At 61.3% G+C, this 24,667-nt stretch carries 18 protein-coding genes; 9 read left to right on the top strand and 9 right to left on the bottom strand.

Annotated elements, in window-relative coordinates; genetic code table 11:
* Positions 1-13 precede the first annotated feature (13 nt).
* The 6 genes from ACWPW0_RS02660 to rpe form a co-directional block, all read right to left on the bottom strand.
* Positions 14-3,622: a tetratricopeptide repeat protein gene (locus ACWPW0_RS02660; RefSeq protein ID WP_454254365.1), complete on the bottom strand. Its 3,609-nt coding sequence runs from the start codon at positions 3,620-3,622 to the stop codon at positions 14-16.
* The gene (locus ACWPW0_RS02655; protein WP_454256686.1) at positions 3,600-6,329 is read right to left on the bottom strand and encodes an endo alpha-1,4 polygalactosaminidase; all 2,730 of its coding nucleotides are present in this window, start codon (positions 6,327-6,329) and stop codon (positions 3,600-3,602) included. Before ACWPW0_RS02655 ends, ACWPW0_RS02660 begins: the two co-directional genes overlap by 23 nt.
* 46 nt (positions 6,330-6,375) lie before the next feature.
* Positions 6,376-7,350, bottom strand: coding sequence for an NAD-dependent epimerase/dehydratase family protein (locus ACWPW0_RS02650; RefSeq protein WP_454254364.1), 975 nt, complete (start codon positions 7,348-7,350; stop codon positions 6,376-6,378).
* A 202-nt stretch (positions 7,351-7,552) separates the two neighbouring features.
* Entirely contained in the window at positions 7,553-9,043 is a 1,491-nt protein-coding gene (gene trpE, locus ACWPW0_RS02645; protein WP_447588787.1) for an anthranilate synthase component I, read from the bottom strand.
* A 94-nt stretch (positions 9,044-9,137) separates the two neighbouring features.
* A complete protein-coding gene (locus ACWPW0_RS02640; protein WP_454256685.1) occupies positions 9,138-9,929 on the bottom strand; it encodes a phosphoglycolate phosphatase in 792 nt (263 codons plus the stop codon).
* A 44-nt stretch (positions 9,930-9,973) separates the two neighbouring features.
* Entirely contained in the window at positions 9,974-10,648 is a 675-nt protein-coding gene (gene rpe, locus ACWPW0_RS02635) for a ribulose-phosphate 3-epimerase (RefSeq protein ID WP_447588785.1), read from the bottom strand.
* 222 nt (positions 10,649-10,870) lie between these two features.
* Between rpe and ACWPW0_RS02630 the strand changes: the two genes are divergently transcribed.
* The gene (locus ACWPW0_RS02630; protein WP_454254363.1) at positions 10,871-11,824 is read left to right on the top strand and encodes an alpha/beta hydrolase family protein; all 954 of its coding nucleotides are present in this window, start codon (positions 10,871-10,873) and stop codon (positions 11,822-11,824) included.
* A gap of 66 nt (positions 11,825-11,890) precedes the next feature.
* Here ACWPW0_RS02630 and ACWPW0_RS02625 read toward each other — a convergent pair whose 3' ends face one another.
* From ACWPW0_RS02625 to ACWPW0_RS02615, 3 genes are read right to left on the bottom strand one after another with little or no spacing between them, the layout of a single operon-like run.
* Positions 11,891-12,658 carry a TerB family tellurite resistance protein gene (locus ACWPW0_RS02625; RefSeq protein ID WP_454254362.1) on the bottom strand — a complete coding sequence of 256 codons (768 nt, stop codon included), beginning with the start codon at positions 12,656-12,658 and terminating at the stop codon, positions 11,891-11,893.
* The gene (gene murU / locus ACWPW0_RS02620; protein WP_454254361.1) at positions 12,659-13,345 is read right to left on the bottom strand and encodes an N-acetylmuramate alpha-1-phosphate uridylyltransferase MurU; all 687 of its coding nucleotides are present in this window, start codon (positions 13,343-13,345) and stop codon (positions 12,659-12,661) included.
* Positions 13,342-14,367, bottom strand: coding sequence for an aminoglycoside phosphotransferase family protein (locus ACWPW0_RS02615; RefSeq protein ID WP_454254360.1), 1,026 nt, complete (start codon positions 14,365-14,367; stop codon positions 13,342-13,344). Before ACWPW0_RS02615 ends, murU begins: the two co-directional genes overlap by 4 nt.
* A 127-nt stretch (positions 14,368-14,494) precedes the next feature.
* On the opposite strand from ACWPW0_RS02615, the gene ACWPW0_RS02610 reads away from it, so the two are divergent.
* From ACWPW0_RS02610 to ACWPW0_RS02575, 8 genes are all read left to right on the top strand, one after another.
* Positions 14,495-17,305, top strand: coding sequence for an LPS-assembly protein LptD (locus ACWPW0_RS02610; RefSeq protein WP_454254359.1), 2,811 nt, complete (start codon positions 14,495-14,497; stop codon positions 17,303-17,305).
* Positions 17,286-18,578, top strand: a complete 1,293-nt coding sequence (locus tag ACWPW0_RS02605; RefSeq protein ID WP_447588773.1) for a peptidylprolyl isomerase — start codon at positions 17,286-17,288, stop codon at positions 18,576-18,578. The genes ACWPW0_RS02610 and ACWPW0_RS02605 overlap by 20 nt, the downstream gene beginning before the upstream one ends.
* Before the next feature lie 125 nt (positions 18,579-18,703).
* Entirely contained in the window at positions 18,704-19,702 is a 999-nt protein-coding gene (gene pdxA, locus ACWPW0_RS02600; RefSeq protein ID WP_454254358.1) for a 4-hydroxythreonine-4-phosphate dehydrogenase PdxA, read from the top strand.
* A gap of 102 nt (positions 19,703-19,804) precedes the next feature.
* Positions 19,805-20,605: a 16S rRNA (adenine(1518)-N(6)/adenine(1519)-N(6))-dimethyltransferase RsmA gene (rsmA, locus tag ACWPW0_RS02595; RefSeq protein WP_447588770.1), complete on the top strand. Its 801-nt coding sequence runs from the start codon at positions 19,805-19,807 to the stop codon at positions 20,603-20,605.
* A gap of 27 nt (positions 20,606-20,632) precedes the next feature.
* Positions 20,633-21,013, top strand: coding sequence for a Co2+/Mg2+ efflux protein ApaG (gene apaG, locus ACWPW0_RS02590; protein WP_454254357.1), 381 nt, complete (start codon positions 20,633-20,635; stop codon positions 21,011-21,013).
* Positions 21,013-21,831, top strand: coding sequence for a symmetrical bis(5'-nucleosyl)-tetraphosphatase (locus ACWPW0_RS02585; RefSeq protein ID WP_447588766.1), 819 nt, complete (start codon positions 21,013-21,015; stop codon positions 21,829-21,831). Before apaG ends, ACWPW0_RS02585 begins: the two co-directional genes overlap by 1 nt.
* A 114-nt stretch (positions 21,832-21,945) precedes the next feature.
* Complete coding sequence (gene glpE / locus ACWPW0_RS02580) at positions 21,946-22,275, top strand: thiosulfate sulfurtransferase GlpE (RefSeq protein WP_447588764.1); 330 nt, start codon at positions 21,946-21,948, stop codon at positions 22,273-22,275.
* A 463-nt stretch (positions 22,276-22,738) separates the two neighbouring features.
* Positions 22,739-24,661 (top strand): PrkA family serine protein kinase, encoded by a 1,923-nt coding sequence (locus ACWPW0_RS02575; RefSeq protein WP_454254356.1) that lies wholly within the window; start codon positions 22,739-22,741, stop codon positions 24,659-24,661.
* Positions 24,662-24,667: the final 6 nt, after the last annotated feature.

Here is a 24,667-nt window from a genome sequence, read left to right as displayed (position 1 = left end):
GTTGATCCCTTCTTCAGCGTCCGAAACGAGCGCTATAAGTCACACCGAGCACACCCCCGGCCTCGCCATCCCCTCCTTGCGGAGCGGATTGATAACCCAGCGTGAAGGCCAGTTCGTCATCACCCAGCACCTCCATGCCGACGCCCACGTTGAGGCCGTAGTTGAGCGTGCTCTCGGTCCATTGCCAGCCAGCCAGCAGATCGACCAGCCAGGTGTACTGCGGCTTCTCCCGGTTCAAGGCTCCGGGGAATCCCCGTCGCAACGTCGTGCCCACGTAGACCTGCCCATAGCGCCGCTGCAACAGATCCGAGGCCTGCGCCTCTTCGATGCGCAATGGCCCACCCAGCGGCTCGATGAAGTCGTCACCGTTGTTGTTGACCACCACACGAGAGGCCAGAAGGCTCTCCGGTAATGCACCGCTCAGGCGATTGGTCTGGTAATCGACCCCGCTGCGTACCAGCCAGGTCGGCCCCTCGAAAAACAAGGCGTGGGTGAGCTCGACATTCAGCGCTTCACCCTTGCCCAGGCTGTCACCCTGGCGGGTGGAGAAACGCCGGTGGGCCAATGACCAACTGAGCTGGTCGCGCGCCGTGATGCCATGCCGCCCGGCGATACTCACACCGTCGCGCATGCCGAGCGCGCGCATCAGGCCGGTCTCTTCGGTTTCACGGTGCCAATCCAGTCCTACCTCGAGTTCATCTCGTGATGTCACCTGCCAGGTGCGCGTCAGGCCCAGGCCGTGACGGTCCTTGTCATCGCGCAGGCTACTGTCCAGGGTCAGGCCAACCGAACCATCCGCCAACTCACGCTGCAGCAATAGCCGAGCATTGCGCTCGATACCCAGGACCGACGAATCGAGACTGCGCGCCGAATAACGCCCCTGCCCCAGATTCAAGTCCGCGTACCAGTCATCGCCCAGGTACCGCGCGACCTCCAGGTGAGGGCCTGCGAAGTCGAGACCGCCATAGTCGTTCCTGACCCACCCCAACTGAATGCCCTGCGGCGTGCGCTGATGCATCTCGACAGTCTGGCGCAGCAGTTGCTGCTGAATGGCCAATGGTTGCTCACCGCCCACGGCACTGAGGCCTTCACCCATGGCTTCGCCGCGATGACCGAGACGGCTCAACACCTCCACCCGCTGCGCGGCATCCAGCTGCTCGCTTGCGAGCAGCTGTTGCAGGGTGGACCGATTGTTCTGACGGAGAGCGTCCTGAAGCTGCTCGTACTGACTGACCTTAAGGCCACGTCCACGAGCCCACGCCAGCCACTCATTCTTCAGACCGTCCTGGTTGGTCGCACCAAGGTGTTCGACAAGCTGATCGAACCACACCTGCAACATCGCACCGGACTGCCCGCGAGTCAGCTCGGCTTGCTGGCGCGCATACAAAGGAGAGCGCATGCCGGCTAGCAAGCGCAGGTAGGTCGCATACTGCTCCGGCCCTCCCGCGGCCAGCCCGTTCTTGATCTTGGGCATCAAGTAGCGACGCAGGCGCAGGGCAGAGTCTTCGCGACCCGATACCTCCAAGGCATCGGCATAGGCCGCCTGCACCAGCCAGTCCTGTGGATTAGTCGCCAAGTACAGGCGATACCAGCGCAACGCCTCTTCGCCCCGGTTGAGCAGCAGGTTGGCACTGGCAAACGGCAGCCAGAACCGGCTGTCCGCGCGCGCGCTCTGCCGCCAGGTCTGCAGCAGCACGGGGAGTTCCTCCCGGCGGCCATGGCTGACGTAGAACCACAGCAAGCGCTCGCGGAACAGGTTGTCCCGAGGGAACCTGGCCAACCCGGTGCGATAAAGCTGTTCGGCCTGTTCGAAGTCGCCGTCATGGTCTGCCAGGGCACCGCGCGCAGCCAATACATCAGGCTCGTTGCCGGTGGCTGGCACAGTCGCGGCATCGGCCAGCAGTGAACGAATCACGGTCCAATCCTGCAACTGCTCAGCCAGCTGCAGCGCATTGACCAGCTTGCGAACGTTACGGGTGCGCTGCCAGTTGTCGACCATCAGGGCCAACGCTTTTTCAGGTTGCTGCACTCGATACAGGGCTATCAGTTGATCTTCTTCGGCAGCGAGCAGCGGCTGCTTCAACGCCAGTATCTGCTCGAAGGCAATCTGCACCTCGTCGTCCAGCTCCAGCTCCCAGGCCAGCGCACCTCGCAAGCGCCAGTACTCGACGCTCGTGACTGCTTTGCTATCGATGGCCGTGAGCACGTTCCACGCGCTTTGCGGGTCGAACAGATTCCAGTGGTTCTCCGCCCAGTCCAACCGCTGCGCCAACGTGAGCGGATGACGCGCTGCCATCTGCGCCCACACCCGCGTCTCGGCCTGCAACTGCTGGGTGTTTTCCAGGTTCTGCTGCAACCGTTGCCATGCCAGCAGGTGCTGCGGGTAGCTGAGCAGGTAGGTGCGCAGCCAGCGCTCGGCTTGCTCCGGCGTACCGCGTGATTCATGGGCATAGATAAGCGCATCAAGCTCTACATCCGTCATGCGTCGCTGTTGGCTGATCTGCGCCAGCAATGGAATCGAGTGCTCGAAATCGAACATCATCGATGCCAAGCGCCATGCATGCTCACGCAATGCCGGGTCCTCACCGAGTTGCAGCAAGGTGGTCCAGTATTCCAAGGCGCTCTGCGGACGCCCTGTCCATTCACTCAGTTGAGCCATGTCTCTGAGCAGCTCAGGATCTTGCGGGCGTAGCGGCAACAACTGCCGACCAATGGCCCACGCTCGCTCGATATTGCCGCTGGCCAGCTGCAGGTGAAAATCCAGGTTCAAGGCAGCCGGGTCACCTGGGCGCAAACTTAGCCAACGATCCAGAAAAGCCGTCGCCAGATCGAAGCGCAACGCGCCTTGGGCCGCGTGTACACCGGATTCCAGCCAGGCAATATCAGCAGGGTTACCTGCCAGCTCCTGCAGATGCAGGGCGAGCAGCTCAGCCGCCTGGCCAGCATGATCGGCCGCCAGCAGACTCTTGAATGCCTGCTCAAGATGTTCGCGCCGCAGCGCTTCCTGTTCAGGTAGCTCCGCCAGGTCGAGGTACAGCGGCGCCGCCTGCTCAGGATGACCAGCTGCCAGGTACCAACGCGCAGCCTCTTCCAACCATTTGCCACGCTGCTCGGGCTCACGCGCCGCCAACTTCGCATAGGTTTGCGCAGCCACCAGCGGCGCATTCAACGCCAATGCATGCTCAGCCAGACGACTCAGCAAGGGTGTCGGCAGGCTGTCTTTATCCAACGCGCCGAGGCGCTCAACCAGCGCATGCGTGCGCTCCGCGGGAATACCTGCTGGCTCTGCCAAGGCCTCCAGCACATCGAGTTCAACATCATAGAAAGGCATGCCTGGCAGCTCGCCGCTTTTCACTTCCGCCAGGTAGTGACGGGCCTTCACGAAGTCGCCCAGTTTGATCAGCAATTCAATGAGCCGGATGCGCAGCTCGTTGTTTTCCGGGTGGGCCTGCAATAGCAGCTCGGCATAGTTCGCCGACACCGCATCGGGTTGCTTGCCATCAGGCATGAAGACATCTTCACCTTTGAAGGTAAGCGCGAGCAGACCCAGCGCAGCCACGGCCGCAACGATCAGCGCCCACGGCCCGAGCAGGCGCGATTCACTTGCAGATGAGTTGGCCATCGTCCACCTGCTTCATGGGTAATTCGAAATACCAAAGCCCCTTCTCACCCCTGCCACGCACAGTCCGCCCAGCCACCGTCACCTGGCATGGCGCGGCGGCGCGCACACTGAAGTGCAACGGCATCTCGCCATGGAAAGAGAAACGCACCTCGCGGTCATCCAGGTAACGCCAACCGGTCAATGGCAGGTTGGCCTCCTCCAATGCCGGTCGCGGGTCACGGTCGGCACGCAGGGCCAATACGGCACTTGCCGCGCTGAGGTGGACATAGCGCCCCTGAGGTAGATCGCGCACACCGGCGATCCCTTGCGAGCGGCCCAGATCGGGCCAACCCAACGCCGGGTCCAGGCGCAACGTGCGCAACCCATCCAGCCCGCGTACCTGCCAACGGCCATCGGCGCGCCGAGCCAGGCTGGACTGATACAGGCCGTGCATGCGCGGAATGTAGTCGCTCATCCACAGCGAGATGGGCTTCTGCGCTTCCATCGCTCGGTAGATGTCATCCATGACCTTCAGCGACGCCTGCTTGGTCGCCGAGTAAAAGTGGTAGTAGAGATGCAGGCCACGCAGGCGCCGCGGTTTTTCCGTGAGCTCGAAGGTCTCGATGACGCCCCGGAAACCGTAGTACGGCCCCTGCCACAGGTTGGTGTAGACGTTCTCGTTGATGATCGGCGCGTAGTACTGAATACCACCGTCAGTGGGTCGAATCAGCGGCGACAGTCGGGTCAACGAGGAAAAGGCATTGGTCAGCGCAGTATTACCGCCATTCACATTGGCCAGGCCACTGTCATAGGCCAGCTTGACTGTGGCGCCACTGGGCAGCGCATCGCCCGGCCAGAACACCATTTTTACCGGCTTATCCGGAGTGGTCAGTCGACTGTTAATGTAATCCCTTGAGCCAACGATCTCCCGGGTAAAATCGATGCTGTCGTACCCGGGAATAGCCATTTTGTAGCCGTACTGGGCCTCGAAATTCTCCCGTTTGCTGGCCAGCTCAGGCTGCAGGAAGAATGGGTGACTGAACGTATGCGTGGCCACCTCGACCTTGGGGTCAGCAAATATCTTGCGTGCAATAGGCTCCAGCTCGGGAGCCAGATAGGGATACATGCCTTTCGGACCGACCTCCCCTTCGATCACAGACACCGAGGTGAGAAATGGATGAGGCCGAATAAACTCCGACAGCACCAGATTTCCCGAATAAGGGGAGCCGGTCACTTCGGCGCGCGAAACGAAGCCATCGCCATCAATATGTACGGTGGCGATACGCCGGCCATTCTCCGTGGTCGCATCCGGGCGTGGCTGGGCGGGTAACCGCAGGGCCCGCTGGATAAAGGCAAAGGGATCGAGCATCCAGCGGTTATGTTCCTGGCTTTCCTCGATAACGTAAGGCTCCAGGGCAATACCTCCCCATTCGCCAATGGCTGCCACAGTAAACACCTGGCCATCGCTATCGGTCAGGTTGAGCACCGCCTGCGGGCCACCGTCAATCACGGCCAACCTGGACAGCTCGCGCAAACGCACCTTGAACGGCGCCTCGAAGTTGCCGAACAAGGTTTTGTCATATGTCACATCCTTCACCGGCCCCTTGAACGGCCCGGTGCTGCGGCGCAATCCCAGTCGCGTCAGGCTGCTGTCGTTTTCCATGGGCAACCCGCGAATGATGGCCAGCGGCACCCGCTCATCAAGACGCTGGCTAATCCAGCTGTCGAACGTTTCACTGGCTGCCGGCGGGCCGGCCGTCATCCAGGTGATCACACCGGCGTACAAGCCGCTAAACGAATGGCGCGGCAACGTGGCATCAGCGGGAAGATAGTCGACCCGATACCCCATGTACTCCAGCAGACCGCCCAGGTAGGTCTGGGCCGGATTCTGGCTGAGGTCACCCTCCGCCGGGTCATAGAGCACAGCAATACGGCGCGGCTGTACCTCAATGCTGCTGATACCCAGATAGTCCAGATCCGGCTGGGTAACGAAGGGGATGAATCCCTCCTTCTGTAACCTGGCTGCCAGCTGACGTGCCTCTTCGCGACGCTCGGCTGGCAGGTAGTCGATGGCAACCAGCGGAATACCTTGAGCTCGCAGTGGCGCTAGCTTGCCTTGCAGCCACTCACGATCACTGGCCGATACCTCTGTGTATGCCTTGCTACCCGCATCCCAGCCTTGGTAAATGGACTCGACGGCCACTGCAGCGGCCACGCCCTGAAGTTCGGGTAGCACGTCAAAGCCGCGATTGAAGAACAGCTTGAGGCTGGGCTCTTGCTGCTTGAGCTCACGTAGCAAGGTCGCCAGCGCCTGACGCTGCGGCTCACGCTGCTCCTCGGGCAGCAGCAGGAAGCTGTCGAGCGTATCGAGGAACAGACCGACATAGCCCTGGCCGCGCAGTTCGGCGGCACGCTTGAAAATATGGTTACGCCACGCTGCCGACGTCAGGTCCATGACCTGGCTGTTCCAGGCCTCGTTGCGCACACTGCTGACTGCCTGCTCCAGCGTACCGCTCTCGCCATCGAGTTCTCCGATGGAAAGATAGGCAAAAGGCTCGCTGCCCTGCTCCCGCAGGAACTTCACATCAGCCGGACTCGCGTGCCCGGGTTCAAGCACCACCCAATCGAACTGAGCCAGCTCTGGCAGCGGTGGCTGTGCGGCGTACCATAGCGCGACGCTGCCCGGCTGATGCTCATCAGCGGCTTGAACGCTTCCGGGCAGAGCCATCAGCGTACTCAGCGATAACACCAGCAGGCGCCACATCGAAGACCTACTACTCATCGTGCTTCCCTACGACCTGCGAGCAGCGGGCTACGACAGACGCACCCAGCAACTCACGTAATCCATTCTGAATGGGGGTAGCCCCCTTCAACTCGAACCGTTCGAGCAAACGCCGGTTATCCGCCAGCGAATGGCGAATGTCCCCAGCGCGAGGCTCGGCATGACTGACAGGAGGCAAACCACCCAGCACATCGCCAATCACCGCCAGCAGTTGGTTAAGACTAGTCGAACGATTCAACCCCACATTCACGGCATCAGCACAAACGTGCTCGGCTTCCAGTGCCTGAACCAGTATCGCCACCAGATCCGCTACATAGACGAAATCACGTGTCTGTTCGCCATCCCCGAAAATGCTGATCGGCAGGCCTTTGCGAGCCCGTTCGGCAAAAATGCTGATCACCCCGGAGTACGGCGATGAGGGATCCTGCCGGGGGCCGAAGATATTGAAGAAGCGGAAAACGGCGGGCTCCAGCCCATGCTGGCGACGATAGAAATCGAACAGTTGCTCACTGGCCAGCTTGTCGATGGCATAGGGGGTGAGCGGACACAGCCGCGTATCTTCAGCAATCGCACGCCCCTCACCCGACTGTCCATACACAGCCGCACTCGAAGCAAATACCGCGCGCCTCACCGCATACGCACGCATGGCCTCGCAAACATTCAAGGTGCCGACGAAGTTGCTGCGATGAGTACCCAGTGGGTCATCGACAGACGCCTGGACCGATGCGACCGCAGCCAGGTGAGCAACGGCCTTGCACCCGCGCACGGCCTCGGCGACCTGATCGGCATCAGCGACATCACCAATCAACAGTTTCAGACGAGGATGCGCAGCCGGCAGATTTACCAGCCGCCCAGTAGAGAGGTTATCGAGCACACGCACGGCGTGGCCACGATCAAGCAACGCAACAACGAGGTGAGAGCCAATAAAGCCGGCTCCCCCCGTTATGAGGATTGGAGTATCACGCACAGGAGGTCACCCTTGACCATGACAACAGTCCGATTTTCTCAGCGAATTAGTCGCTGGAAGGCCTGAGTCAAACCAACTTCAACTAGGTTTTAACCCTAGGAGGTTAATTACCTAGTAGCAAGGGGCCATCCTGTCCGTTCGTCATAATTTTGCCAATTTTTTGGCAAAACAGAATCTCAAATCACAAAACGCCAAAAAAACATCACTTCGCTTGCGACGCCAAACTCACCGCTCGGAACATGGCGCGACGCTTGTTGAGCGTTTCTTCCCACTCCAGCGCCGGCTGCGAGTCCGCGACGATGCCGGCACCAGCCTGCACATGCAGCTCACCGTCCTTGATCACCGCGGTACGGATGGCAATGGCGGTGTCCATGTTGCCATTCCATGCCAGGTAACCTACCGCCCCCCCATAGACGCCGCGCTTGACCGGCTCCAGCTCGTCGATGATTTCCATGGCGCGCACCTTCGGCGCCCCGGACAGGGTTCCCGCCGGCAGAATGGCACGCAGCGCGTCCATCGCACTGAGCCCTTCCTTCAGGTGGCCGGTGACGTTGGAAACGATGTGCATGACGTTGGAGTAACGCTCGATAACCATCTTCTCGGTGAGTTTGACCGAGCCGGTAGTGGAGACACGGCCGACGTCGTTACGCCCGAGGTCGATCAGCATCAGGTGCTCGGCAAGCTCCTTGGCGTCGGACAGCAGATCTTCTTCCAGAGCCAGGTCGGCCTCTTCTGTGGCGCCGCGCGGACGGGTACCGGCAATAGGGCGTACGGTGATCAGGTTGTCCTCGACACGCACCAGCACTTCCGGCGAGCTGCCGACCACGTGGAAGTCGCCGAAGTTGAAGAAGTACATATACGGCGTCGGGTTGATGCAACGCAGTGCGCGATAGAGGTCGATAGGCGCCGCCTGGAACGGGATCGACATGCGCTGGGAAATCACCACCTGCATGCAGTCACCAGCAAGGATGTACTCCTTGATCGCCTGGACTGCGTTCTCGTAGTCATCCCGCTTGAAGCTGGAGACGAAGTCCGGCTCCGCACCGATCGGCGCGCTGAGGTCGACCCCCAGGCGCGGCGTAATCGGCTGACGCAGTTGCTCCAGCAAGGCCCGCAGACGCGCCTGCCCTTGCTCGAACGCCTGCTCGACGCTTGGGTCGGCGAGCACGATGGCGTGCATCTTGCCCGCCAGGTTATCGAACACCACCACCGCATCGGAGACCATCAGCAGGATGTCCGGTGTACCCAATGGGTCATGGGTGGGGCAGTGCGCCAGTTTCTTCTCGACGTAGCGCACACTGTCATAGCCGAAGTAGCCAACCAGGCCACCGTTGAAGCGTGGCAGCCCCTGCAGGGTCGGCACGTTGTAGCGGGCCTTGAACTGCTCGACGAAGTCCAACGGGTCAGCGCACTCATGGCGCTCTACTTCGACACCATCGACAGCGATGCTGACAACGTGACCATAGGCACGCAGTACGGTGCGGGCCTGCAGCCCGATGATCGAGAATCGCCCCCATTTTTCGCCCCCCTGCACGGATTCGAGCAGGTAGGTGTTCGGCGCATCGGCCAGCTTCAGGTAAATCGACAGCGGGGTGTCGAAGTCAGCCAGGGTTTCGAATGCAAGCGGAATGCGGTTGTAGCCGTCAGCGGCCAAACGCAGGAAGGCTTCGCGGGAAAGAGTTTCGCGGGTCATGATGGATCAGCCTCGTGGCGGAAAGCCCGATGGCTTTCCGAAAAGCAACATAATGGAATACGCAGCAAACGCCGGCGCGGCCGGCAAAAATCGATCAGGTACGCCAGCGCCAGCGGGCCAGGGCCTTGAGGATTTTCATGTTGACTCGGTTGAGCCAGTGTTTGCGAGGCACCACCACGGCATGATCTCTCGACTGAGGGTGTTCGGAGGCGTTGGCCGACATTAGCGTAGCGCCTGCCTCCAGGCAACCGCCGGGCAACAGCTGACGCAGGTCATCGAGCACCAGCGCCGGCGCCTCTTCGGCAATTGGCCGGCCATGGTTGTAGCCATAGCTCAGGGCAATACAGGGAACGTCCGCTGCGCGGGCGGCCAACACATCATTGCGTGAGTCGCCAACGAACAAGGCATCCTGCGGCTCGACACCCGCCAGGCGCATGACATACAGCAACGCCGCAGGGTCTGGTTTTTGCTGTGGCAAGGTGTCGCCACCGATGATCCAGCGGAAATAGCGCCCCAGCTTCATCTGATCCAGCAACGGCGCAACGAAGCGCTCCGGCTTATTGGTGATCAGCGCCAGTTCGACATCATTCTTGCTCAGCCACTTGAGCGCCGCTGTCACCCCCGGGTATGTACGGGTCAAAGCGTGCTCGTTGGCATAAGCCTCGTTGAACAACTCCAGCGCCTGCTCGGTCTCGCCTTCGTCGATAGAGGCATGCTCCAGGTCACCGGCCAGGGCGCGGCGCACCAGCACGCGTGCGCCATTGCCAACCCACAGACGCACCTGCTCGGCGCCCGCCGCAGGGCGTCCCAGAGCGCGCAACATCTGGTCGATGGCAGCCGCCAGATCCGGCACGGAATCGACCAGCGTCCCATCCAGATCGAACATCACCAGGCGTGGCAGGCGACCCTCGAACAGCGTATGCAGGACCGTCACGCACGCACCTGGGCCAGCTCGGCACGCATCGCATCGATCACGGTCTTGTAGTCGGGCTGATTGAAAATCGCCGAACCCGCGACAAAGGTATCGGCGCCCGCCGCCGCAATTTCACGGATATTGCTGACGTTCACGCCGCCATCGATCTCCAGGCGGATATCACGACCACTGGCATCGATCAGCGCCCGCGCCTCACGCAGCTTGTCGAGGGTCGAGGGGATGAACTTCTGCCCTCCGAAGCCCGGATTGACGCTCATCAGCAAGATCATGTCGACCTTGTCCATCACGTATTTCAGCACGTCCAACGGCGTGGCCGGATTGAATACCAGGCCGGCCTTGGCGCCACCGTCACGAATCAGCTGCAGGGAACGGTCAACATGGATCGAGGCATCCGGGTGAAAGGTGACGTAGGTAGCGCCGGCGTCGATGAAGTCGCCGATGATACGGTCCACCGGGGTCACCATCAGGTGCGCATCAATCGGTGCCGTCACGCCGTACTTGCGCAGGGCGGCACACACCATTGGGCCGATGGTCAGGTTGGGGACGTAGTGGTTGTCCATGACATCGAAGTGAACGATGTCGGCGCCGGCGGCGAGGACGTTGTCCACTTCCTCACCCAGGCGGGCGAAATCGGCGGACAGGATCGACGGGGCGATGGCGAAGGGTTGCATGGAAAGCCTCGGAGCAGGATCACGGTGGCGCGAATTGTAGCCTGACTGCGCGGCCAAGGCTGTTGTCATGCGTCAGTAATCGACTCCGACCTTGGTCGTGCGACTCACCACGGAGCTGTCGCCATTGCTTCGTTAAGTCCATTCAAGCCATGGCTCCGACCACCTGACAAATCGCCAGGCAACGCTTAGTCTGCTGACGTCAATAGCCAGCCGAGCCGTCCGATGCCACATTCTCTACGCCCACTGCTTCTGGCCTTGAGCCTCGGCCTGGCCCTACCCGCGCTCGGCGAGGACACCCCAGCCGCCCCCACAGATAACGCACCGGCCCCTGCCGACAACACCGGCCAAGGTGAGCGACCAGCGCTGGAGGAGCGCAGCGCCGAAGGCGCGATGGCACTCGAACGACGCCTGCCAGCAACAGAGCAACAACTGCTGGGCGCCGAGGATGAAACCTTTCTTGCCCTGTGGAAACCAGCCAATGTCGGCGACGCGACCGGGGTCGTCATCCTGATCCCGGCAACTGGAGAGCATGCCGACTGGCCCAACGTAATCGGCCCTCTGCGCAGCAAACTAACGGATGCCGGCTGGAGCAGCCTGAGCCTTACGTTGCCCGATCCGGCACCAGCGCTCGACACGACACCACCAACCGATACACGCGCCCCCGACGGCAACGACGGACCCAGCACGACGGCAAACACAGGCACAGCGCCCGCCACCTCCGACAACCCGCAGTCATCCGTGAAAGACCCTGCCACGCGCATCCTGGCTCGCATCGAGGCAGGCATCGCCTTTGCCGAGCAGCAGCAGGCCAAAGAAATCGTCTTGCTCGGCCACGGTGATGGCGCTTACTGGGCCGCCCGCTTTCTCGCCGAACGCAAGCCCGTCAAGGTCAAACACCTGCTGGTTATTGCCGCACAGGTACCGACAGGCGCCAAACCTTCACTGGAAGAACTGATCCCTGGCCTGAGGTTGAGCACCGGCGATCTCTATTACAAGGAACAGAATGCCGACCGCAGCGCCGCCAGCCGACGCCTGCAGGCCAGCAAGCGCCTGCAACACCCAACCTATATTCAGGTAGGACTGACCGCACTACCGGGCAACCAGGATGCCGAACAGGAACAGCTGTATCGCCGGGCTCGCGGCTGGCTGGACAAGGTTCTGCCTGCGGCCAAGTAAATCAGCCCGCTGACTTCTTCACAGCGCGTTGAGTGCCGCATCATGCGCAAGACAGTAACGCTCTAGTTAGCGAAACCCACGCTGACTGCGCACCAGATCATAAGCCTGGTGCAGCTCACGCGTGCGCTCTGTAGCGGCGCGAATCTGCGCTGGCGTGGCACCTGCGCCTGCTTGTTTGTCAGGATGGTGCTGACTGAGCAGGCGACGATAGGCGCGCTTGATTTCCAGTGGCTCACTACTGGCCTTGACCCCGAGCAGGCGCAGCGCAGCCTGGTACCCCGAAACACTGGGTTCAACGCCACGCCGAGCCGGCCGATACTCCTCGGCCAAGGTGTCGAGCCGCTCACGACTCCAGCCCAGCCAGCGCCCCCATTGTTGAATCAGGGCTCGCTCCGCCTCACCCACCCGGCCATCAGCCCAGGCCATCCGCCAGCAGGCTCGCAACACTACCTCTGCCCGCTCAGGACGCTGACGCAGCCCCTGGAGAAGCCGCGCCAGGTTACCCCGCTCTTGCTTGCCCTGATTGAACGCGATCATGGCCCGTTGCCGCGCCCCCTCATCCAACGCCAGGCGCTGCATCTCGTGACGCGCCAACTGAATATGCGACTCCAACACCCGCCCATCGCTCTTGGCCAGGCGACCGAACAGAGTGAACAGCAACTCATCGTCATCCACCTGGGGCACGGGACGCAGCACAGCCCAGATGCCGCGCCAGGATTGCAGTTTGAGTCGGCGATCGAGCACCTGGCCGAGCAACCCGCCGAGCAACGCGCCAGGAATACTCGCCACCGCCCAACCGGCAGCAGCCCCAACCACGGTCGCCGGCCACAGCATCTAACCGCGCTCCGCCAACAGACGTTCGACTTCGGCCAGGCGCTCATGAGTGCCGACATCAACCCAGCGCCCGGCAAAATGCTCGCCCGTAACCTGTCCAGCTGCCATCGCCTGGCGCAACAGCGGAGCGAGCTTGAATGCGCCCGGCTTGCAGGTGGCGAACAGCTGCGGGTGCAGCACCGCCACACCGCTATAGGTGAGTGCGTGCCGTATCGAGGTCGAGTCAGCGGCGACAGCATCCCGGACCTGTCCATCCTGCAGGCAAAAATCGCCCTGAAGATGATGCGCGGGATTATCCACCAGCAGCAGATGAGCCAACCCTTCGAGCGGTTTTCTCAGGCTGGCGAAATCGACGTCCGTCCAGATATCCCCATTGACCACCAGAAACGGCGCTTCGCCCAGCAGGGGCAGCGCCTGGAAAATCCCACCGCCGGTTTCCAGCGGCTCGCCTTCGGCGGAATAGCGAATGCTCAGGCCGAACCGCTTGCCATCACCCAGGTAGTCCTCGATCTGCTGACCCAGCCAGGCATGGTTGACAACCAATTCGCGAAAGCCAGCAGCCGCCAGGGCCCGCACATGGAACTCGATCAATGGCACACCACCGACGCAGACCAAGGGCTTGGGCGTATGCAGGGTCAAGGGGCGCAGGCGCTCGCCCTTGCCCGCAGCAAGAATCATAGCCTTCATGCGGACTGCGCCTGCACGCGCGGGAGACTGGCCAGCAGTTGCCCCAGCACAGCCAGCTCCGGACGGCGCGCCAATACGGCTTCTATATAAGCGAAGAAGCGCGGCACATCGGCAACGTATTTGGGTTTACCGTCACGGTGGCAGATGCGCGCGAAGATCCCGATGACCTTGAGATGACGCTGCACACCCATCAGATCGCTATCGCGGTAAAACGCCTCGAATGTCAGCGGCACGGCAATACTGGCCGCACCCGCAAGCTGCCAATAACGCTGCAACCAGCCCTGAACACGCGCCTCCGGCCAACTGATGAAGGCATCCTTGAACAGCGAGGTGACGTCATAGGTTACCGGGCCATAGACCGCATCCTGGAAATCCAGCACACCCGGATTGGGCTCACTGAGCATCAGGTTGCGCGGCATGTAGTCGCGATGCACCAGCACCCGCTGCTGGTTCAGAGCGCTGCTTACCAGCACATCGCACACCTGCCGCCACTGCTCCTGCTGTTCAGCACTCAAACTCATGCCAAGGTGATGCTGCACGTACCACTCGGGAAACAACTGTAGCTCCCGTCGCAACAACGCGTCGTCATACACCGGCAAACCCTGGTCAAGCGGCAGACGCTGGAATGCCAGTAAAGCCTGCAAGGCCTGTTCGAACAAGGCATCGGCATTGTCGGCAACCAGCACCTCCAGCCAGGTCTGCCGCCCCAGATCGTCGAGCAGCAGAAAACCACGTTCCAGGTCGGCAGCAAGGACCTCCGGCACATGTATACCGGCCTCAGCCAGCAGGCCGGCAACCTTGACGAAAGGCCGGCAATCCTCCTGCGGCGGCGGGGCGTCCATCAGAATCAGGCTACGCTCTGCCCCCTCCCATCGGAAATAACGACGGAAACTGGCATCGCTACTGGCCGGGCTCAACCACCCCGACGGCACCGCTCCCCAGCCCCGTTGGGCGAACAAGGCTGGCAAACATTGATCCAGCCAGTCTTGCAGGAGCTGGAGGCGTACATCTTGATCAGGCATTACAAGGGTCTCCGACGGCGCTAGCCGTTGCGCGGGTCATGCTTTATTATCCAGCATCTTTTTCAGCCCATCGAGAGGCGTGCGGCCCCCGCGGGCCGATGGCGCGCAGGAAGCCCGGACTAACAAGATGGCAGTGAAACTCCCAGTGTTCCGTAAAAAATTCCCGCTCCTGGTTACCGGCAGTTTGCTGGCCATGCAGCCTTTCGCCACCCCGTTCGTGAGTGCAGCCGAGCAGTTTGACTGCCAGGCCTCGGCCGCAGGCGGCTGGGCATGCAGTCCTAACGCCAAGGCTAACACCCAGGTGCCGCGTCCGCAGCACAGCGGCTCATCCGTCAGCGCCACCTCTGGCGGCGCAGCACAACCGGCTGCTGCTGGCTCAGTAGCGGCGGCTGCCGAAAAACCAGCGAAAAACACGCTGGTAACCAGCAGCAAAGGCAAGGGATTGAGCAGCCGCAGTGCGGACTACAGCCACCTTGACTGGGTACCGCGCGAGCAGCTCAATGCCGCGCAGCTGGCCGAAGTCGGTCCGTACTGCGCCGGCTCCTATGTTGAGCCGCTGCGCCCAGGCATGGATGACAACACGCCAATGGACGAGTCGCCGACCTTCGTCTCGGCCAAGGCTTCGCGCTACGCCCAAGAGACGGAAACCGCCACCCTGGCCGGTGATGTAGTGATTCGTCAGTCGGGGATGCAGATCGAGGCTGACGAAGCCAACCTGCACCAGGCCGAAAACCGTGGTGACCTGGTTGGTAATGTGCGCCTACGCGACAAGGGCACCCTGATTGTCGGTGACCGCGCCGAGATCCAGCTCGACAATGGCGAAGCCAAGATCGAGAACGCCGAATACGTGATGCACAAAAGCCACGTCCGCGGCAGCGCCCAATACGCCAAGCGTGAAGACAGCGCGATCATCCGTCTCAAGGACGGTACCTATACCCGCTGCGAACCGGGCAGCAATGCCTGGCACCTCAAGGGCAACAACATCAAGCTCAACCCGGCTACCGGGTTCGGTACCGCGACCAACGTCACCCTGCGCGTGAAAGACATACCGGTGTTCTACACGCCATATATCTATTTCCCGATCGATGACCGTCGCCAGTCCGGCTTCCTCACACCAAGCATCAGCTCGTCGAGCGATACCGGCTTCCTGCTGGCCACCCCGTACTATTTCAACCTCGCGCCCAACTATGACGCGACGCTGTACCCGACCATGATGACCAAGCGTGGTCTGCTGCTCGAAGGGCAGTTCCGCTACCTGACCAAGAGCGGTGAAGGCCAGATCGGCGCCGGCTACCTGGACGATCAGCAAGACGAACGCAAGCTGCAGTCCGAGTATAAAGACCAGCGCTGGATGTACACCTGGCAGCACAAGGAAGGCCTGGACTCGCGCCTGCTTGCAGAGGTCGACTATACCGACATCAGCGACCCGTACTATTTCCAGGATCTGGACAACAATCTGGAAGTCGGCAATACGACCTATGTCAACCAGCGCGGCACCCTCACTTATCGCGGAGAAACCTATACCGCGCGCCTGAATGCTCATGCATATGAAATGGCCACCATCGGCGATATCACGCCGTACAATCGTTTGCCGCAAATCACCCTGGAAGGTGTACTCCCCTTCCAGCCGGGCGGTTTGAGCTTCGCCTACAACACCGAGTTTGTCCGTTTCGACCGTAGCCTGCGCAAGGGTGATTTCAGTGATGAAAACGGTGCTCTTACCCCATGGTATGACACCCGCATCCAAGGCCTAGCCCGCGCCAATGGCGACCGTATTCATCTGGAACCTAGCGTCAGCCTGCCACTTAACTGGACCTGGGGCTTCGTAACACCGACGATCAAATACCTGCAGACGAACTACGATCTCAGCCTCGACCAGCAAGGCAAGAACGATATCGCGACCGCTACGCCGGGCAGTTTCCTCGCAGAACAAAAATACGGCAGCCAAAATCGCGGCCTTGGCATGTTCAGCGTGGATAGTGGCCTGTACTTCGACCGCAACAGCCAGTGGTTCGGTAAAGATTATCGACAAACACTCGAACCGCGCCTGTTCTACCTCTATGTCCCCGAGGAAGACCAAAGCGATATCCCAGTATTCGATACCGGCGAGAACTCGTTCAGCTATGCTTCGCTGTTCCGCGACAACCGCTTCTCCGGCAAAGACCGCATCGGTGATGAAAATCGCCTATCTGTGGGCCTGACCAGCCGCTGGATCGAGTCGAACGGATTCGAACGCCAACGCATCCGCCTCGGACAAGCCTTCTACTTTGAAGACCGCAAGGTTCAGATGCCAGGCATCGATTACAAGACTCGCTCCGATGCGCAAGCCAACGTATCCCCTTATGCACTGGAGTACCTGCTGCGTTTCAACCGAGACTGGCGTGTATCGTCCGACTTCAACTGGGATCCGGACAGCGGCAGTACTCGCTCCGGCAGCGTGATGTTCCACTACCAACCTGAAGACAATCCGAACAAGATCGTCAACGCAGGCTACCGCTATCGCAACGACGCCGTACGCTACGACCAATCCACGGGTAACTGGGTAGTCGGGGGTGGGGACTTTGGCACACCAGGCACACCGGGCTACATCAAGGACTACTACAAGATCGAGCAGCATGACCTTTCCGTCATCTGGCCGGTCGTACCCCAGTGGAGCGCCATTGCGCGCTGGCAGTTCGACTACAACCGCAACCGTACACTTGAAGCCTTTGGCGGCTTCGAATACGACAGCTGCTGCTGGAAACTGCGCCTGATCAACCGCTACTGGGTCGACTATGACGAGTACAGCCTCTACCCGGACGACAACAACAAGCCTGATCGTGGGATCTTCCTGCAGATCGTGCTCAAAGGGCTCGGCGGCGTAGTCGGCAATAAAGCGGAAAGTTTCCTCGACCAAGGCATTCAAGGTTATCGTCAACGTGAAGATCAAGCTTTCTGATTGCGTGCGCCCACTGCTGTTGGGCGCAGTTTTTCTCGGTTCTGCAGTACAGGCCGACGTACAACCACTCAACCGCGTAGTCGCCATCGTCGATAACGATGTGATCATGCAAAGTCAGCTCGACCAACGCGTACGCGAAGTCGAGCAGACCATCGCCAAGCGCGGCGCCGAGCTGCCGCCAATCGAAGTGCTCAACCAGCAGGTACTGGAGCGTCTGATCACCGAGAATCTGCAACTGCAGATTGGTGAGCGCTCGGGGATTCGTATCTCCGACGAAGAGCTGAACCAGGCCATGGAAAGCATTGCCCAGCGCAACAACATGACGCTCAGCCAATTCGGCCAGGCGCTGGCCAATGACGGCCTGTCGCTCGACGATGCCCGTGACCAGATTCGCCGTGAAATGGTCATCAGCCGTGTCCGCCAGCGCCGGGTTGCCGAGCGCATTCAGGTTACGGATCAGGAAGTGCAGAATTTCCTCGCCTCCGACCTGGGCAAGATGCAGCTTTCCGAAGAATTCCACCTGGCCAGCATCCTGATTCCGCTGAACGAAGGCTCGTCACCGGAAGCCATTCAGACTGCCGAGAAACAGGTGCAGGACGTTTACCAGAAACTACAGGCTGGCGCCGACTTTGCCCAATTGGCCATTGCCCGCTCCGCGAGTGAAACGGCCCTGGAAGGCGGTGACATCGGCTGGCGTAAAGCAGCCCAGTTGCCTCCACCGTTCGACGCCATGATCAGCGCCCTGCCGATTGGAGGCGTGACCGAGCCGATTCGTACCCCCGGCGGTTTCATGATCCTCAAGCTGCTCGAGAAACGCGGTGGTGAGACACTGGTTCGTGATGAGGTGCATGTACGCCACATCCTGATCAAACCCAGCGAGATCCGTAGCGAAGACGAAACCCGTCGCCTGGCCGAGCGCCTGTACCAGCGCATCGTCTCCGGCGAAGACTTCGCCGAACTGGCGAAGAGCTTCTCGGAAGACCCGGGCTCCGCACTCAACGGCGGCGACCTCGGCTGGATCGACCCGAACTCACTGGTTCCCGAGTTCCGAGACGTGATGGCTAAATCGCCCAGCGGTGAACTGTCCAAACCCTTCCAAAGCCCCTATGGCTGGCATGTTCTGGAAGTACTCGGCCGTCGCGCCACCGACAGCAGCGCACAGTACCGCGAGCAACAGGCCCTGAGCGCCCTGCGCAACCGCAAGTACGATGAAGAGCTGCAAACCTGGCTGCGTCAGATTCGTGACGAGGCCTACGTCGAGATCAAACTCTGATCGGCTAGCGCCACACCACACAGCCCGGCCGATGCGACCTGCACAGCCGGGCTTTTTTTTCGCCAGCCGCACGTCAAAGCCCTAAACTGCTGTCCCAAGATCGTGCCTTGCCCAGAGAGCAAACCATGACCACTCCCCGCCTCTTTGCCCTGACACCCGGCGAACCCGCCGGCATCGGCCCGGACCTGGCCCTGCTGCTGGCCAGGCAGCCACAGCCGTACCCGGTGGTGGCCATTGCCAGTCTCGACCTGCTACGCCAGCGCGCCAAGCAGTTGAGCTTGAACATCAGCCTGATCGCCGTTGCTCCGGGCGCCTGGCCCGTTGCACCAACCCCGGCGGGCAGCCTGTATGTCTGGGATACGCCATTGAGTGCACCGGTCGTCCCTGGCCAGCTCGACGCAGCCAATGCCGCCTATGTCCTGAACACCCTGACCCGCGCCGGCCAGGGCTGCCTGGACGGGCATTTTGCTGGGATGATTACCGCTCCCGTGCACAAGGGCGTAATCAATGAGGGCGGTGTCGCCTTCTCCGGGCACACCGAGTTTCTGGCCGAGCTGACCCACACCGAACAGGTCGTCATGATGCTGGCGACGCGCGGCCTGCGTGTAGCGCTGGTGACCACGCACCTGCCCCTCAAGGATGTCGCCGCAGCGATCACCGCCGAACGCCTCAGCCGGGTGACCCGCATCCTGCACGCCGACCTGCGCGACAAGTTCGGTATCGCCACGCCACGTATTCTGGTCTGCGGGCTCAATCCTCACGCCGGAGAAGGTGGCCACCTGGGTCGCGAAGAGATCGAGGTGATCGAGCCCACCCTGGAGCGCCTGCGCGCCGAAGGCATCGACCTGATCGGCCCACTGCCCGCGGACACGTTGTTCACGCCCAAGCACCTCGAACATTGTGACGCCGTGCTGGCGATGTACCACGACCAGGGCTTGCCCGTGCTCAAGTACAAGGGGTTCGGCGCCGCAGTGAATGTCACCCTGGGGCTGCCGATCATTCGCACCTCGGTCGATCACGGCACAGCCCTGGACCTGGCCGGCAGTGGCAAGGTCGATACCGGCAGCCTACAGGTTGCCCTGGAAACAGCCTACGAAATGGCCAACAGCCAGCCGCCGCGCTGAAGCGACGGCTGCCGAGCCCGGCCGCAGCTGGTAAGCTGCCGGCCTATTTTTCGCTTTTTGCGCTTGCCTGACGCTTGCAGCCTGAAGCCTGGAGCTGCCTTCATGTCCGATTACCAACACCGTGCGCGCAAGCGCTTCGGCCAGAACTTCTTGCACGATGCCGGCGTTATCCACCGTATCCTGCGCGCCATTCACGCCCGCGAGGGCGAACGCCTGCTGGAAATCGGCCCGGGTCAGGGCGCGCTCACCGAGGGCCTGCTCAACAGCGGCGCGCAGCTCGACGTGATCGAACTCGACCTCGACCTGATCCCCATCCTGCAAGCCAAGTTCGGCCACGAACCACGCTTTCGCCTGAACCAGGGCGACGCGCTCAAGTTCGACTTCAGCCGCCTGCAGGCCGAGCCTGGCAGCCTACGGGTGGTCGGCAACCTGCCTTACAACATCTCCACACCGCTGATCTTCCATCTGCTGGATAACGCCGCACTGATCCGCGACATGCACTTCATGCTGCAGAAGGAAGTCGTCGAGCGCCTGGCGGCCAAGCCTGGTGGGGGCGACTGGGGGCGGCTGTCGATCATGGTGCAGTACCACTGCCGCGTGGAACACCTCTTCAACGTCGGCCCCGGCGCGTTCAATCCGCCACCGAAAGTCGACTCGGCCATCGTCCGCCTGGTGCCGCATGAGGTTCTACCGCATCCCGCGCAGGATCACCGCCTGCTCGAGCGCGTCGTGCGCGAAGCCTTCAACCAGCGCCGCAAGACCCTGCGCAATACGCTCAAAGGGGTACTCAGCAGCGCTGAGATCGAAGCGGCTGAGGTCGATGGCGGCCTGCGCCCCGAACAGCTCGATCTGGCAGCCTTCGTGCGCCTGGCCGACCAGTTGGCCAAGCAGCCCAAGAGCTGACCCATTTCTTTGCCTGTCGAGTACTTCATGCCTGATTCCCGCTACCAGATCGACGTCAAGGTCGCCACACGCTACCTCTCCGAGCAATCGAACCCGGAACAGGACCGCTACGCCTTTGCCTACACCGTAACCATCCATAACGCTGGCGAGGTAGCCGCCAAGCTGCTCAGCCGCCATTGGGTAATCACCGACGGCGACGGCCGTGTGCAGGAAGTACGTGGCGCCGGCGTCGTCGGCCAGCAACCACATTTGCAGCCCGGCGAAAGCCACACCTACAGCAGCGGCACGGTCATGGCGACCCAGGTCGGCACCATGCAAGGCAGCTACCAGATGCTCGCCGACGACGGCAAACACTTCGACGCCACTATCGTGCCATTCCGCCTGGCCGTTCCCGGGGCCCTGCACTGATGACGACCTATGCAGTAGGTGACCTGCAAGGCTGCCTGGAGCCGCTCAAATGCCTGCTGGAGCGCGTGGCCTTCAACCCCACGCACGACCGCCTGTGGCTGGTCGGTGATCTGGTCAACCGCGGCCCGCAGTCACTGGAAACCCTGCGCTTTCTGTTTTCCATCCGTGAATCGCTGGTCTGCGTGCTCGGCAATCACGACCTGCACCTGCTCGCCGTGGCGCACAACATCGAACGCCTGAAGAAAAGCGACACGCTGCAAGAGATTCTCGACGCACCGGATCGCCATGACCTGCTCGACTGGCTGCGCTTGCAGAAGCTGCTGCATCACGATGCCCAGCGGGACATTGCTCTGGTGCATGCCGGCATACCGCCGCAATGGACCTTGCAGAAGGCCCTCAAGCGCGCGGGCGAGGTCGAGGAAGCCCTGCGTGACGACGCCCGCTTGCCGCTGTTTCTCGACGGCATGTACGGCAACGAGCCGACCAAATGGGACAGCGACCTGCACGGCGTCACCCGCCTGCGGGTGATCACCAACTATTTCACCCGCATGCGCTTCTGCACCGCAGACGGCAGCCTGGACCTGAAAAGCAAGGAAGGTGTCGACAGCGCCCCGCCCGGCTACGCGCCCTGGTTCAGCCATCCGCAGCGCAAGACCCGTGGCCAGAAAATCATCTTCGGCCATTGGGCGGCTCTGGAGGGGCGCTGCAACGAGCCCGGCCTGATCGCCCTGGATACCGGCTGTGTCTGGGGGGGCGCCATGACCCTGCTCAACGTCGACTCCGGCGAACAGTTGCGCTGCGAATGCCGCAAGGACTGACGCCGGCCGGCGCCATCGCATAGCCCGCCCTCAGGCACGCTGGTAAGCTGCGCGCCTTCGCACCGACCGCTTTCAGCCCCTTCGAAGCCTGAAGCACTGAAACCTGGAGCCACCATGACCGATTTCAAACGTATTCCTCCACAAGAAGCCCAGACCCTGCGCGAGCAAGGCGCTGTGGTCGTCGACATTCGTGACCCGCAGAGCTTCGCCAACGGCCATATCAGCGGCTCCCTGCTGCTGGACAATCACTCCCTGCCGGATTTCATCGCCAAGGCCGACTTCGACAAACCGTTGATCGTCAGCTGCTATCACGGCAACTCCAGCCAAAATGCGGCGGCCTACCTCGCTCACCAGGGTTTCAGCGAGGTATACAGCCTCGATGGCGGCTTCGAGCTGTGGCACAGCCAGTACCCAAATGAAGTAAGCCGTGGCGAAAGCGAATAAGACGTTACCGAAAGCAACCTGGCATACCGCGCGACGCTAACCCGAAGGCAGGCTGCCTTGAATGGCAGCCCATAAAAAATATTCACCGCGCAACCCCGCGCCGGCTCTAGGCCCGAGCCCTTTGCCGGTGATCCGCAATATCCCGACATCCTTGCCCCGCCCTTGAACTTGCTGAATCCGAACTACTCTTTAGCTTGAGGCCATCCAGTGGGAGAGCCGGCACACCGGTTCCGGGCCATCGGTAGCGTTTTTAACGAGCAGCGGGAGATCGCAGCGAGGCCAGGCAGGCACAGGGGTCACAGAGCGGCAGCACGCCCTGCCGCGCTTTACTGCCTGACCAGACATGCGATCGACAGCGATCCGTTAGGTGTTCTGGGGAGAGTTCCAACGGCTGCTACGTCAGCCGCCCGCGCACCCGCCCGTATGGCTCATGCCGGCTCCATGCAGCGAGCGAGGTGTAGTCATGAGTATATTCAGCCACTTTCAGCAACGTTTTGAGGCGACCCGCCAGGAAGAGTATTCCCTCCAGGAATATCTCGACCTGTGCAAGGCGGACCGCAGTGCCTATGCCTCGGCGGCCGAGCGCCTGCTGATGGCGATCGGCGAGCCGGAGCTGATCGACACCTCGAGCAATTCCCGGCTATCACGCATCTTCTCCAACAAGGTGATCCGCCGTTATCCGGCCTTTGCCGACTTCCATGGCATGGAGGAATGCATCGATCAGATCGTCGCCTACTTCCGCCATGCCGCCCAGGGCCTGGAAGAGAAGAAACAGATCCTCTACCTGCTCGGCCCGGTGGGCGGCGGCAAGTCCTCGCTGGCGGAAAAGCTGAAACAGCTGATGGAGAAGGTGCCCTTCTACGCGATCAAGGGCTCCCCGGTATTCGAGTCACCGCTCGGCCTGTTCAATGCGGCGGAAGACGGCACCATTCTCGAAGAAGACTTCGGTATTCCGCAGCGCTACCTCAACAGCATCATGTCGCCCTGGGCGAGCAAGCGCCTGGCCGAGTTCGGTGGCGACATCAGCCAGTTCCGCGTGGTCAAGCTGTACCCCTCGATCCTCAACCAGATCGCCGTGGCCAAGACCGAGCCGGGCGACGAGAACAACCAGGACATCTCCGCCCTGGTCGGCAAGGTGGATATCCGCAAGCTTGAGGAGTTTCCGCAGAACGATGCCGACGCCTATAGCTACTCGGGCGCCCTGTGCCGCGCCAACCAGGGCCTGATGGAGTTCGTCGAGATGTTCAAGGCGCCGATCAAGGTGCTGCACCCACTGCTTACCGCGACCCAGGAAGGCAACTACAACAGCACCGAAGGCCTCGGCGCGATTCCCTACAGCGGCATCCTGCTGGCCCACTCCAACGAGTCGGAATGGCACAGCTTCCGCAACAACAAGAACAACGAGGCCTTCATCGACCGCATCTATATCGTCAAGGTGCCGTACTGCCTGCGCGTCACCGACGAGGTGAAGATCTACGACAAGCTGCTGATCAACAGTTCGCTGGCCAACGCCCACTGTGCGCCGGACACCCTGAAGATGCTCGCCCAGTTCTCCACCCTGTCCCGCCTGAAGGAGCCGGAGAACTCCAACGTCTACTCGAAGATGCGCGTCTACGACGGCGAAAACCTCAAGGACACCGACCCCAAGGCCAAGTCGATCCAGGAATACCGCGACAGTGCCGGCGTCGACGAGGGCATGACCGGCCTGTCGACCCGTTTCGCCTTCAAGATCCTGTCCAAGGTCTTCAACTTCGACCCGCACGAAATCGCCGCCAACCCGGTACACCTGCTCTACGTGCTGGAGCAGCAGATCGAACAGGAACAGTTCCCCGCCGAGGTTCGCGAGCGTTACCTGCGCTTTATCAAGGAATACTTGGCGCCGCGCTACATCGAGTTCATCGGCAAGGAAATCCAGACCGCCTACCTCGAGTCCTACAGCGAATACGGGCAGAACATCTTCGACCGCTACGTGCTGTATGCCGACTTCTGGATCCAGGACCAGGAATACCGCGACCCGGAAACCGGCGAAATACTCAACCGCGTAGCCCTCAACGAGGAACTGGAGAAAATCGAAAAGCCGGCCGGCATCAGCAACCCGAAGGATTTCCGCAACGAGATCGTCAACTTCGTGTTGCGCGCCCGGGCCAACAACAACGGCAAGAACCCGACCTGGCTGAGCTACGAAAAGCTGCGGGTGGTAATCGAGAAGAAAATGTTCTCCAACACCGAAGACCTGCTGCCCGTCATCAGCTTCAACGCCAAGGCCAGCAAGGAGGACCAGCAGAAACACAACGACTTCGTCACCCGAATGGTCGAGCGCGGCTACACCGAGAAGCAGGTTCGCCTGCTGTCCGAGTGGTACCTGCGGGTACGCAAATCGCAGTAACGGCAG

The sequence above is a fragment of the Pseudomonas sp. Marseille-Q8238 genome (genome assembly GCF_965111915.1).
This window is presented reverse-complemented; position numbering and strand designations above follow the sequence as displayed.